The sequence below is a fragment of the Caldicoprobacter guelmensis genome (genome assembly GCF_016908415.1).
GTDB classification, from domain to species: domain Bacteria; phylum Bacillota; class Clostridia; order Caldicoprobacterales; family Caldicoprobacteraceae; genus Caldicoprobacter; species Caldicoprobacter guelmensis.
The window spans coordinates 371,129-383,520 of record NZ_JAFBDW010000002.1 but is presented as its reverse complement, the minus strand read 5'-3'; the positions used below and the strand labels follow the sequence as shown (position 1 = coordinate 383,520).

General features: G+C 42.9%; 10 protein-coding genes. 2 read left to right on the top strand and 8 right to left on the bottom strand.

Going from position 1 to position 12,392, the window contains the following annotated elements; translation table 11 throughout:
• Window positions 1-19: 19 nt before the first annotated feature.
• The 5 genes from JOD02_RS04415 to JOD02_RS04395 form a co-directional block, all read right to left on the bottom strand.
• Window positions 20-709 (bottom strand): metallophosphoesterase, encoded by a 690-nt coding sequence (locus tag JOD02_RS04415; RefSeq protein WP_204487288.1) that lies wholly within the window; start codon window positions 707-709, stop codon window positions 20-22.
• 13 nt (window positions 710-722) lie between these two features.
• Complete coding sequence (locus tag JOD02_RS04410; RefSeq protein ID WP_204487286.1) at window positions 723-1,385, bottom strand: adenylate kinase; 663 nt, start codon at window positions 1,383-1,385, stop codon at window positions 723-725.
• A 92-nt stretch (window positions 1,386-1,477) separates the two neighbouring features.
• On the bottom strand, window positions 1,478-2,767 hold the full coding sequence (locus tag JOD02_RS04405; RefSeq protein WP_204487284.1) for an ABC transporter permease: 1,290 nt from the start codon (window positions 2,765-2,767) through the stop codon (window positions 1,478-1,480).
• On the bottom strand, window positions 2,764-3,498 hold the full coding sequence (locus tag JOD02_RS04400) for an ABC transporter ATP-binding protein (RefSeq protein WP_204487283.1): 735 nt from the start codon (window positions 3,496-3,498) through the stop codon (window positions 2,764-2,766). The genes JOD02_RS04405 and JOD02_RS04400 overlap by 4 nt, the downstream gene beginning before the upstream one ends.
• A 217-nt stretch (window positions 3,499-3,715) precedes the next feature.
• Entirely contained in the window at window positions 3,716-4,597 is an 882-nt protein-coding gene (locus JOD02_RS04395; RefSeq protein WP_204487281.1) for a MerR family transcriptional regulator, read from the bottom strand.
• A 290-nt stretch (window positions 4,598-4,887) separates the two neighbouring features.
• On the opposite strand from JOD02_RS04395, the gene JOD02_RS04390 reads away from it, so the two are divergent.
• Entirely contained in the window at window positions 4,888-6,339 is a 1,452-nt protein-coding gene (locus JOD02_RS04390; RefSeq protein WP_204487279.1) for an IS200/IS605 family accessory protein TnpB-related protein, read from the top strand.
• Between the two features lie 149 nt (window positions 6,340-6,488).
• The gene (locus tag JOD02_RS04385) at window positions 6,489-7,196 is read left to right on the top strand and encodes a phosphatase PAP2 family protein (RefSeq protein ID WP_204487278.1); all 708 of its coding nucleotides are present in this window, start codon (window positions 6,489-6,491) and stop codon (window positions 7,194-7,196) included.
• A gap of 140 nt (window positions 7,197-7,336) precedes the next feature.
• Here the strand turns inward: JOD02_RS04385 and JOD02_RS04380 are convergent, their stop codons facing one another.
• The 3 genes from JOD02_RS04380 to lpdA form a co-directional block, all read right to left on the bottom strand.
• The gene (locus JOD02_RS04380) at window positions 7,337-8,392 is read right to left on the bottom strand and encodes a class II aldolase/adducin family protein (protein ID WP_204487276.1); all 1,056 of its coding nucleotides are present in this window, start codon (window positions 8,390-8,392) and stop codon (window positions 7,337-7,339) included.
• A gap of 125 nt (window positions 8,393-8,517) precedes the next feature.
• Window positions 8,518-10,989 (bottom strand): alpha-ketoacid dehydrogenase subunit alpha/beta, encoded by a 2,472-nt coding sequence (locus JOD02_RS04375; RefSeq protein ID WP_204487274.1) that lies wholly within the window; start codon window positions 10,987-10,989, stop codon window positions 8,518-8,520.
• A 16-nt stretch (window positions 10,990-11,005) separates the two neighbouring features.
• The gene (gene lpdA, locus JOD02_RS04370; RefSeq protein ID WP_204487273.1) at window positions 11,006-12,376 is read right to left on the bottom strand and encodes a dihydrolipoyl dehydrogenase; all 1,371 of its coding nucleotides are present in this window, start codon (window positions 12,374-12,376) and stop codon (window positions 11,006-11,008) included.
• Window positions 12,377-12,392 lie beyond the last annotated feature (16 nt).

The following is a 12,392-nucleotide window of genomic DNA, read 5'->3' as shown; positions in this document are numbered from 1 at the left end:
GTTGATTAACTACAATAACTTATCCTTCCATTATCAATTTGAGGTCAAAATTCAGATAATCGCATGAGACCAAATGATACGTGACGCCGTCCATATACCCTTCTACCGCGCTACTCAAGCTTGCACCGTGAAGGTGACCAAACACCACGTGTTTCACGGGATATTGCCTGATCAGCTTAGCCATATCATTCTCGTTTCCCCTCTCATCAAAAGGGGGATAATGAAGCATCACCACTATTTCTCTAGCTCCCTTAGCGCTGTCCAGCGATAATTTCAGTCTATTCAGTTCCCTATTAAATATCTTGATATCATGCTGCACGTCTTCCCGTGCTTCCAAAACTGTCCATCCACGTGTACCGCAAAAAGCAATGCCCTCAAAAAATATGCTGTCGTTCTGTATTGCAAACATATTATCGGGAAGCATCTTCCTCACTTTGGATATAGAAGACCACCAATAATCGTGGTTCCCCCTTATTATAATCTTTCGTCCAGGGAGCTGTCCTATGCTTTCAAGGTCAGGCTTAGCCTCCTCCAGCTTCATAGCCCAGCTTATATCACCGGGAATGAGGACCACATCCTCTGGTCCCACCTTGCTTATCCAGTTATACTTTATCCTCTCCCAGTGCTGAAACCAGTGCTCACCAAACACATCCATGGGTTTGGGATTGGCTTCCGACAAGTGAAGGTCACCGATTGCAAAAACTTTCATTTGCACTTTCTCCTTATTGCGCTAGCCCCTTCTTAGCTAACTCCGACACTATCTCATTATGTACTTCTTCGGCAGTGATATCAGGGTCATCTACGGTCAAGTTTATAAAAACACAATCAGAAGAATTAAGATAATACTCCTTCACACCGGCGGTTTTTTCGTTATACTCATTGAATCGCTTCATTATGACTTCTTCGTTATCGTCTTCTCTCGTTATAAGTTGCACTCTACAGTCAGGGCACTCTGTATATCCCTGCCTTATATGAAATATCCTTTTACAGTTAGGACAAATTCTTCTACCCAGCAACCTGTGCAAGAGCACATGCTTCGTCACATCAAAATTGATTACTACATCAACTTTTTTGTTCATCGAATTCAGCATTTTATCCAACGCCTCTGCCTGGGCAACAGTCCTGGGAAAGCCATCAAATATTACACCCTTGGCGTTTTTTAACTTTGTCAATGCATCTTCTACCACAGCGTTTACAACCTCATCGGACACCAGCTTACCCTGTTTGACAACCTGTAGTTTGTCGTACAAAGGATGGCCAGGGTCCTGTAGGATCTGGCGAAACAAATCTCCTGTAGATAATTGTACCAAATTGAAATCCTCAGCTAGAAGTTGCCCTTGCGTTCCCTTCCCACTGCCAGGCGGGCCCAGTAACACGATGTTCACCAACCATTCCTCCTTCTTTTCGGCAACAAGTTTTCTCCCCTGCTGCTTTTATTATTCCTTATTTTAAATTTTTTCATCATCCACACATTTTCTCACTCATTTTTGACAAATCCTTTTTTACCAAATCTCAATTTCATAGTCAATACCTTATCGGTAGAAAATATCTTACCACAGATAAATATCAAAACTATAAAGACGGCTAGCATGTAAAGTATGCCGTATAACACCACAGCATAGTTTCCAAGGAGTATGTTCTGTGACGCTATAAAGGGATGGCTAAAGGGTATAAGCATAATTAAGACCTTAGCAGGTAAGGACAAAGAGTTAATATCCGAAAACATGGAAATAAAATACGGGATCATCACGAGGAAGATGAGGGGCAATATCATTGTCTGGGCGCTCTTTAAGTCTTCTACCATCACTCCCAAAATGATAGTCAGTCCCAAGGCACACAGTATAGCCAAAAATATCGATACACCCAATATTAAATAGTCTCCCGAGGTATATTGAAGGCCCAGCCTTTGCATGAGGTCATTTATCTGGCTACCCTCACCTATATCCCCCATAAAGCCGCCCATATAATACCTGAACCCTAGCATATATATCACCGCAGAAAGCAATCCCACCAAAGCTGAAGCCGCCATTTTGGCAATCACTATCTGGTTTCTGCTTATGGGTACAGTTAGGAGAGTCTCCAAAGTTTTATCTTGCTTTTCCATGGCCATGGCTGATAACACCATCTGAGAAGAAAATACAATGATCACCATCAGAATAACGGGGATGAATATGGATTGGGAATACACGATATTGCTAACCTCTGCAGCTGACCCCTCGGCCACAACATCCTTTACCACAACAAACCCTTTGCTTTTTATGGGATTTTTTATGTCCTCCGGGTTGAGGTCAGGAAAGTTCGCCTTTAAGAAATTATCTGAAAGAAGTTTGTTTATCTCTGAAATTACCTGACCAACTATTGCGGCATTTGCCGAACTGGTCATGGAAAAGCTGCGGATGAAGGAATAAGCCTCTATTTCTTTAAACTGAAATTTTGATGCTGCCTCGCCAAAACCCTCAGGGATTACTAGTAGCAAATTTATATTACCGCTTTTCGCATATTCTACAGCTTCATCCTTGTCTTTTTTATCCAAAAGATTCACTTTAAAACCGGCATAGGATAAACCATTGAGAAGCGTTCTAGATTCTTGTGAATCATCCAAATTTAAAACATATATTTCTTGTTTCTCTTGCATCTTCTTTACTTCAGATTGAACGATGTTTCCTATAAAATAAAACAACCCCATGGTGAACAGCAAAGAAATAACCAGCTGAAACGTTATTAGCTCTTTTATTTCTTTTTTTAATAAATTTGCAAATTTCCTCATTGTACCAGCCTCCTGAATACCTCTTCCAGATTTTCCGCAGAGTATTTATCTTTTAGCACCCTAGGCTCACCCGTTTCCAGAATCTGCCCTTTGTCTATAATTGCCACCCTGTCGGACAGAAAATCGATCTCCAGCATGTTATGAGATGAAAGGAGCACTGAAATCCCTTCTTTTACGAATTCCTTTATGACCTCCCTTATCTCCAGTGAGTTAATGACGTCCAGCCCTGAAGTAGGCTCGTCAAGTATGGCAAGCTTGGGCTTGGTCATAAGAGCCCTTGCTAAAAGGAGTTTCCTGGTCATGCCTTTGCTGTATGTACCCACTTTATCTTTTAGTCTGTCTTTAAAGCCCACGATCTTTATCGCTCTTTCGATATACATATCTACATCCTGCGGCTTTTCAGCATAAAAGCTTGCCATAAATTTTAAATAATCCAGCCCTGTAAGATTTTTGTATGCTCCTGCCTCCTCAGGGAGATATGTAATTCCCTGCCTTATCTTGTCCGGATTCTTTTTCAAATCAAAGCCCATGAACTCGACTTTTCCATCGGTAGGCGTAAGGAGTGTAGCTATAATTCTGAGGGTGGTGGTCTTACCTGCACCATTGGGTCCAATTAAGGCGAAGATTTCACCCTTCTTCACCTCAAAGCTGACTCCCTTTAATGCCTCAAACTTCCCGTAATTCTTCTTTAAGTTGCTCACATTGAGTATCACATCACTCAAAGCATCCATCCCCCTAACAAATCAGAATTGAGTAAAATATGCTACGATATTAGTTTAACAAAATATTAGAGCTAAGTCTATGATATATAGTGAAATTTTTGGTAATGCCGTATCAATTTATCTTTGCAGAAGTGGCCATTGCCCCTTTAGGTATTTTATTAGAATACTTTTTTGCATATTTGCCAAATTTAGATGCTCAACATACAATAACCTTACCAGGAGCACCCTACTCATTATACCATGTTGATGTTTCAGGATACCGATTAACAAACTTCTCATTGGCTTTCTCAAGTTTCCTAAAGTATTCATCATAAGAAGGGCTTAACTTCCTCATGTTTGGAATAAACACGTCGAAATATCCGCTTGTTTTTTGAAACTCCAATAAAAGGTTTTGAATTTTATACTCAGACGATTGTTTATATTCCTCTGAATTTTTATAGGCAATATACTGTTCCAAAATATTCTTGTTTTTTTCAATATAATCATCAACATTTTCTATAGCTTTAACTATTTCATTTGTTACACTCTCCAACAACTCATCATTCACAATAGAAACAGCCTCTTCAAAATATTCTTTCAATTCAGCAGTAAACTCAACAGTTTTAATATTATCCAAAAATTTGACAACATTGTTGTATGCCTTTTCCTGCTCTTTGCTAGAAATCCGTTCATTTAAAAATCTGCCAAAGTGAAAAACAAGGAAGTGTCCATAATATCCAGGAAAAGCATCTAATAATTTTTCCTTGATTATTTGCTGTTTCTCCAGCTCCTCAAGCTGCTTCATGATTTCATCAATATTTTCACCTTCAATTAACTGATTCAGGAGCTCTTGCTTTTTACTGTACTGCTGCAACTCCAAATCCTTCTTGTGCTTGACTTTTGTCAAGCCCGCCTTTTTATTATCTTTTTCCAAAACATCGCGTATTTCAGAGATGCTTAACCCAAGCTTTCTTAAAACAGATATTTCTTTAAGCTTTGCCACATCTTCACTAGAAAAATTGCGGTATCCATTTTCTTCAACCTTAGGAGCAATAAGCCCCTTCTCCTCATAATACTCTATAGCTTTTTTCGTAAGCCCTGTTATTTTGCACACTTCATTTATTAACATTTATACCACCTCCACCGACATAATAAGCTATCACCTAAGGGGTTAGTCAAGTACAATGTTATATTATTTTTACTTTTACTCTGCCTACTATTTAATGCTTTTGTCTAAAAGCCTTACCATAAAAATTAGAACTTGGCCATTGGCAACAATTATTTTTTCAATGCAGAAAAATTTTAATAAATTCTTAAGATACACATTTATAGATTTTTAGTATAATCATGGTGAGAAGACAGCAGAGTATTGCTTCAAAAAAACTGGGAGGATTTACGGACAAAGAGGTGGTAAAAGACATGATAACAATACAGACTAAACTCACTTTCCCAAGCAAGGAAGATGAGCAAGCAGTAGCGGATTTAATGAGAAGATGGTCATCCTGCGTAAGATTCGCATATAACAGGCTTTTAGAAGGCTGGGATAGAAATGCACTAAAAAGAGAATTACAGAGGGTTTTTAATTTAAATTCGAGGTATGTAGATGATGCGATAATGAAGGCAAAGAGCGTTTTAGAGTCTTACAGAGAGAGGGACGAAAACCCCAGTAAGGTTATATTTGGTGGCAGGAGCTTGTTTGATAAGCTCAAGAAACGGCATATAAACGGGAAAGCATACAAGAAGTTAAAACAGGAGTGGCAAGAGAGGAGAAAAGGCAATCTTTATTCAAGAGGTGACAGGAGCAAGAAAGGGAATCTCAACACAAGGATTGAGGTAGATGAAAATGGTATTTGGCTGAGGATCAACGTAGGAGAAAGAAAGTATGTGTATGCGAGGATACAAGCGGGATGGAAGAGAGGGAAGAGCCGGGAGGGATTGCTTGAGGCAATCGGCGTTTGTGGGGAACCTTATTCGGTGGAGCTAAAGCTTAAGAACGGCAAGGTATATGCCTACTTTACGATTGAGGAAGATTTTCCAGAAGCTGTGGTAACGAAGGAAAATGGGGTCATAGGCATAGACATTAACGCATATCCGGAACACATAGCGTGGGCGGAAGCTGATGCGAATGGGCAGCTTGTAAGTTACGGCAAGGTTCCGATGCCGCATCTTGCGAGCGGTAATTCAAGCAAGAGGGAATATTACAGATGGCAGTATGCCTGGGAAGTAGTAAGGCTAGCGGAAGAAAAGAAAAAAGCAATAGTAATCGAGAGGTTGGACATAAGGGACAAAGGGAAGAGGGGGGACTTTTCGGGGAGGAAGTTAAGGAGAATAAGGCATAATTTCAGCTACAGGTCGCTCTTGGATAAAGTCAAGATTTTAGCACAGCGGAAGGGTATACAGGTTATAGAGGTTGACCCTGCATATACATCAGTGATAGGGCTTTTGAAGTACGCGCCACAGTATATGATAAGCAAGGACGAAGCGGCGGCGTATGTAATAGCGAGGAGAGGGCTTGGACTAAAAGAGCGGATTCCCGAAGGATATATGGCAATTGTAGAGCATTTAGATGCTGGGGAATTAGAGGGATTGAAAGAGCATGTAAAGAAAACGGTTAAGAATAAACAGTTGAGGAAGAAACGTTTGAAAGAAATAGAGAGGGCTGAGAAGTTTATACAAAGCCTTGGGAGTGAGCTGGGGGAGGTACCGAGGCCTCTGTATGGAACAAGTCTTGGTGCCTGTAGCGGAAGCTACGGACTCTGGCGAGTTCTCAAGGTAGCGGTGGTGACGCCACTCTCTCCTGATAGGGTATTGAGGGATGTCTCTGTCCTGAGGAGGGTGATGTACTCAGGACAAGTGGGGAGACCCGGATAAGGGCGCGAGTTCCTGCTTCTTGGGGCAGGGGCTATGGTTGTCCCAAATACCGCCTGCTGGGGGTGGGACAACCTGAAAGGCGGTAAGAAATACCCCAGCCGTCTAAACTTGTGCAGTTTTGTACAGTTTAGATGACCAGGATAATACAAATGAAGAAGTTTAAAACACCCAAACTGAATAAACATGAAGTAAAAGCATTGTTGTGGAAATACAAACATCTTTCACTGGTATCGCTCTATGGGTTTGCGCAGATATGGTTTCAATACTGTGAACGCACTGTACGCCCCAAGTATTTCATGTACTCAATGCTTGACAATTACATACCCTTTATCAAATACTTCGTGGTGCCTTACCTCTTCTGGTTTATATACATGGGCCTGGGATTCTTGTACCTGGCGGTGGTATCTAAAAAGGACTTCTATAGGCTGTGCATATACATGTTTGGCGGCATGTATCTGTGCTATGTACTGTATCTTTTGTTCCCCAATGGGCAGAACTTGAGGCCAATCATCACTGATAACGACATATTCTCTAGGATTATAAAGCACATATACGCCACTGATACCCCTACAAATGTGGCGCCCAGCATTCATGTCTTCAACTCAATAGCTGTACATGTATCTTTGGTCAACTGCCCCCAATTTAGAGAGAAAAGGTGGATGAAATTAGCGTCATTCATATGTATGACCACTATAAGTGCCTCCACAGTACTCATAAAACAACATTCCATAAAAGATGTCATGTGGAGCATATTGCTTGCAATGGCGTTTTATGTGGCCATATACCAGGTGCCCAAGTGGCTACCCAGCAAAAATGAGGTTTCCATCAATATCAAAGGGGTTTCATCGATGAAATAATACATCAAGCAATAATATATTCAGAAAAAGTATGGTCAAGGCGTACTTATTAAAATCTAATCCTTCACAGCCAACCGATTCTAACCCACCAGATTCGGCTGACCGAAATAGTATAAAAAAATGGGGCTTAAAGCCCCTCTTTATTTTGCCTCGCTCACCATCTTCTTCCTGTATTTCTCTGCTCCCCAATTCTTTATTTTGTCGATGTCTTCATCAGTCATTGCCTTAATCTCTAAGCCGTTTTTAAGTATGTGGTGTATGACATATAAACACGCCGTTAAAGTCTCCTCTATCGTCCTGGCTTCGATATATCCCGTCTTATATACCACTTCGCCGGTGCGTGTGTTTATATTGATCTTGTTGTCTAACCGGTCTAGGGCTATCTGCTCGCTACCTAGATAGACTATTTGATCAGGATAAAGCACTCTGTTGAAAAACTCCATATCTACACGGTTGTTCTTTATAAAATCCCTTACGAATTCCGTCCTGCTGATGAATTCTGTATCACTCACTTTTTCCAACTTTATTTCTGGATAGTGTGTAGAAATACCAAAATGCCTTTTTATTATGTCGTTTGCCGTTTCATTAAGTTTAAGGCACTCTTCTGCATCCTCCGCAGTTACAATTAGGCCATGATTTTGCATAAATATCAACTGCGGAAATACGTCATGCTCATCCATATACCGTTCAATAATATCCTTTATGCTCAGAGTCAAATGAAACCCCGGCATGGTATAGGAAACCCACACGCAGTGCAAGCCCTTTGAATTGAAAATCTTCCCAACAAGCTCCTCTCCTTCTTTTGAACAGCACAGTATGTTGGCATAAACAGGATGGGTATGGATGACGTATTTCTTAAGCATCGAGTGGAACCCAGCTTCTACCGACGGCCTTAAAGCCTTATAGCCCTCAAGCTGAACGGTATTTTGTTTAATCAGCTCAGCCCCAACTTTTTCGGTGTCTATGTCAGGCGTTATACTAGCATTATTAAAATATTCCACGATATTGCGATAATTCACCACGGCAAAACCGTCATCTTCGGTCACTTGTTCCAACCTGTAGCCTGAAGCCTTAATGGCCATAAGCTCATGGTCGATTTTTACCGATGTGTTGCCGCCCCCACCTTGGACCAGGTCGGGATGAACACCCACCGCTTTTGATATCTTTTCCAACTCCTTTAACGATTCCCTCAACAACGCAATCCCTTCCTTTAAATCTTGTTTACGTTGTTCTTTCTATAGACAAACTTATTGTAGCAAATTTATGGCAAACATACAAGTTCACGTTTAATTTGAATTGTCAAAAATCCCAATTTTGAGCTTTACACTCCTAGACGGCTTCTTCGCAACTGTTCATTTGCCGTAAAGTTGTTACTGGGCACGTACCCTTTAAGCGGCACTATCTTCTCATGGATGGCGTCGATTATCCAGTCAGGCTGTGGGAAGAAAAACCTCTCTAGTTCATGGGCAGGTGTAATCCAGTTTCTGGCGCCAACAACCACCGGAGGTGCATCCAGATAATCAAAGGCCAGCTCGGTAATATTTTGTGCAAAGTCCTTCAGATAAGAAACCCTCTCACATGCATCTCCGGTTATGACTATCTTGCCAGTCTTTTTGACTGATTCTATCACCTTTTCATAGTTAAAAGGCACTATGCTCCTGGCATCTATGACCTCGGCAGACATGCCGTACTTGGTTTCTAAAATCTTTGCTGCCTCCAATGCCCTGTAAAGCATTGCCCCTGCTGTCAATATAGTTATATCCCTTCCTTCCTTCTTAATATCAGGCTCGCCAATTGGCACTTCATAATACCCTTCTGGCACTCCCTCTGGATGGAACAGCTCACCAACGTCATATATCCGCTGACTCTCGAAAAATACCACCGGGTCTGTGCCCATCAAGGCGCTGTTCATAAGTCCTTTTGCGTCGTACGGCGTTGCGGGAAACACTACCTTAAGCCCAGGTATGTGGGCTACCAGGGATGTCCAGTCCTGAGAGTGCTGTGCTCCGTACTTGGACCCTACCGATACCCTCAACACTACCGGCATCTTCAAAATACCGGCGCTCATGGCCTGCCATTTGGATAGCTGATTGAATATCTCATCCCCTGCCCTTCCGATAAAATCAGCGTACATGAGCTCCACTACCACCCTGCCGCCACACATGGCATATCCCACAGCGGAGGCTACAATGGCAGCTTCTGAAATAGGGGCGTTGAACAGCCTATGGTAAGGCAATGCCTCAGTCAACCCACGGTATACCGCAAACGCTCCACCCCAGTCACGGTTATCCTCTCCATAAGCTATCAATGTCGGATCCACATAAAACTTATCAAGCAGGGCTTCAAATATGGCATCGCGAAGCTGGAACACCTTGCTCTTGGGCACCGGTTTACCGTCTTGAATCCCTACCCTGACCTTTTTCTTTATCTGCTGCAGCCTAGGATTTTCCTCTTTAGGAATCAAGACCTCGCATTCCCTATCCTCCATCTTCTCTATTCTTTCGTTAGAGAACATCAGGCTGGCTATAGCATCAGGATTGGATACCAAGTCCATTCTAGGAGACTTGCTTTCATCTATGGCCAATTTGTAAATCCTGTCAATACGCTCCTTCACGTCATCCAAAATAGCGTCCAATTGCTCCTGTGTAGCTATACCGGCATCAATAATCTGCTTTCCATAAGTCACTATAGAATCATGCTGCTTCCACGCATCTACCTCTTCATTCGTCCTGTAAGTAGAGGCATCTGATGGTGAATGCCCGCAAAATCTGTATGTCACCACATCAAGCAATACTGGTCCTTTGTTCTCCAGCAAAAGCTGCTTCTTCCTCTTTATAGCATCCATGACAGCTAAGGGGTTATATCCATCCACCCTTTCGGCATGCATCTGTTCGGGATTGATGCCGGCACCCACTCTGGCCAGTATCTGATAAGCCATGGTCTCTCCACATGTCTGGCCACCCATGCCGTAGTGGTTGTTAAAGAAATTGAATATTATAGGCAATCCTCCCCTGTAGCCTTCTTCCCACAGATACCTGAACTGGTCCATGGCTGCCATGTTCATTGCTTCCCACACCGGACCGCACCCCATGGCACCATCGCCTATATTGGCTATCACTATGCCCTTCTTGCGGTTAACTTTTTTAAACAGCGCCGCTCCAACTGCAATTCCTGCCGAGCCACCTACAATGGCATTGTTGGGGTAAATTCCAAAGGGGGTGAAGAAAACATGCATGGAGCCGCCCAGCCCTTTGTTAAAGCCCGTCTCACGTCCAAATATCTCGGCTAATGCACCATAGAGGAGAAAATCCATTGCCAGCTCTTTTACGCTCTTGTAATCCCTCTTGCTCTCCTCCACCACTTTAAGTATCCTGCCATTCCAAAACCTCTTCATTATATCCATCAGTTCTTCGTCGGACATCTTCTCTATGGCTGAAAGGCCCTTGGCTATGATTTCGCCGTGGCTTCTGTGTGAACCAAATATGAGATCGTCTTTGTCTAGATGGAATGCCTGGCCCACCGCTGCCGCCTCTTGACCGATGGAAAGATGCGCCGGCCCAGGATAGTCATAAGGAACGCCATTGTATTCCCCGGTAGTTTTTACCAGTTGAAGCATGGTCTCAAACTCACGTATAATGACCATATCCCTGTAAATCCGTATAAAATCCTCGGCAGTATAGTTGGCCTTTTCCTCTTCGATAGTTTTGTTATATTGATTTGCAGGTATATCCTGAAATTTAACCCATCCACTTTTCCTTACCTCATCGGGATTTACAAAAAGCTGTTTGGGCATTTAAACCTCTCCCTTCTCAATCTTCAAATTGAAATATGCACTCCCTTATAACCTCCGACACAGTTGGATGTGGAAATACCAGCTCCTTTATGTCCTTTATGCGCATCTCGGCTTCAATCATCAATCCTGCGCCGTAAATGATTTCTGAAGAATAATTGCCTATCATGTGAACACCTATTATATTCCTGTACTTCCTATCGATGAGCACCTTGCATATGCCGTCTCCTCCCTCGTTCTCGGCCACGTACCTACCGCTATAGCGCATGGATACCTTTGCAACTTCAAAGTCAATACCTTTTTCCCTTGCGGTTTCTTCGGTCTCACCCACAAATGCAACCTCCGGGTTGGTGTATATCACGGAGGGGATGGCGTGATAGCGTACAATGTCCTTCTTGCCCAGCATGTTGTTTACGCAAACCTCAGCTTCCCTGTAGGCGGTATGTGCCAGCATATAACGGCCGTTGACATCGCCAGCTGCATAAACCTCCGGCCTATTGGTCTTGCCCTTATCGTCAGTCTTTATGGCACCCCTTTCAATCTCAACACCGATACTTTCAAGGCCTATGCCTTCCACAGTCGGCCTTCGCCCCACGCTCATCAATACCTTATCCGCTTCAACAGCTTCTCTTTTTCCATCACATTCATAGACCACAGCCCCATCATGTATCTCCACCACTTTTGAGTTAAGCTTGAACTCTATTCCCTTCTTTTGATAATTCTTAAGCAGAATCTGCGAAATCTCCCTGTCTATGCTTCCGCCGATGTGGTCCAGCATCTCGATTATGGTGACTTTGCTACCTGCCGAATTGAAATACGATGCCATTTCAAGCCCTATTATACCGCCTCCCACGATGACCAGGGAGTCGGGTACCTGCGGTATATCGAGTATCTCGCGGTTGGTAAGGACGTAACCTTTCTCCAGGCCTTTTTCGATGCCCGGTATTGGAGGCATGATGGGTACAGAACCAGTAGCAATTAGCAACCTTTTACCTACAAACGATTCATTATTTACTTTGACGGTATAACCATCGTGACTTCTATCAACTATGTAAGCACGGCCTTCCACAACCTCCACATGGCTGGCCTTAAGCTGCGACTTTATGCCAGCCACCAATGTCTTTACAACCTTGTTCTTTCTTGCTATTACCATGCCGTGGTCCAAGACCACATCCTTTGCAGTGACCCCGTATTTTTCACCAAACTTTGCATAATCGCATATCTTAGCCGAGTGAAGCAGAGCCTTTGAGGGGATGCATCCCTCATTCAGGCATACTCCACCCAGGAATCTTTCTTCGATAAGAAGCGTTTTAAGGCCCGCCTGGCCTGCCCTTTCGGCACCTAAATAGCCTGCCGGCCCACCACCTATTACAATCAGGTCATAAACCATCTTTATTCACCTTTCC

Bases quoted from the DNA above. Each gene is read 5' to 3' on its own strand.
- JOD02_RS04385 (WP_204487278.1), top strand. From the start codon at position 6,489: ATGAAGAAGTTTAAAACACCCAAACTGAATAAACATGAAGTAAAAGCA.
- JOD02_RS04405 (WP_204487284.1), bottom strand. From the start codon at position 2,767: ATGAGGAAATTTGCAAATTTATTAAAAAAAGAAATAAAAGAGCTAATA.
- JOD02_RS04390 (WP_204487279.1), top strand. From the start codon at position 4,888: ATGATAACAATACAGACTAAACTCACTTTCCCAAGCAAGGAAGATGAG.
- lpdA (WP_204487273.1), bottom strand. From the start codon at position 12,376: ATGGTTTATGACCTGATTGTAATAGGTGGTGGGCCGGCAGGCTATTTA.
- JOD02_RS04400 (WP_204487283.1), bottom strand. From the start codon at position 3,498: ATGGATGCTTTGAGTGATGTGATACTCAATGTGAGCAACTTAAAGAAG.
- JOD02_RS04415 (WP_204487288.1), bottom strand. From the start codon at position 709: ATGAAAGTTTTTGCAATCGGTGACCTTCACTTGTCGGAAGCCAATCCC.
- JOD02_RS04375 (WP_204487274.1), bottom strand. From the start codon at position 10,989: ATGCCCAAACAGCTTTTTGTAAATCCCGATGAGGTAAGGAAAAGTGGA.
- JOD02_RS04395 (WP_204487281.1), bottom strand. From the start codon at position 4,597: ATGTTAATAAATGAAGTGTGCAAAATAACAGGGCTTACGAAAAAAGCT.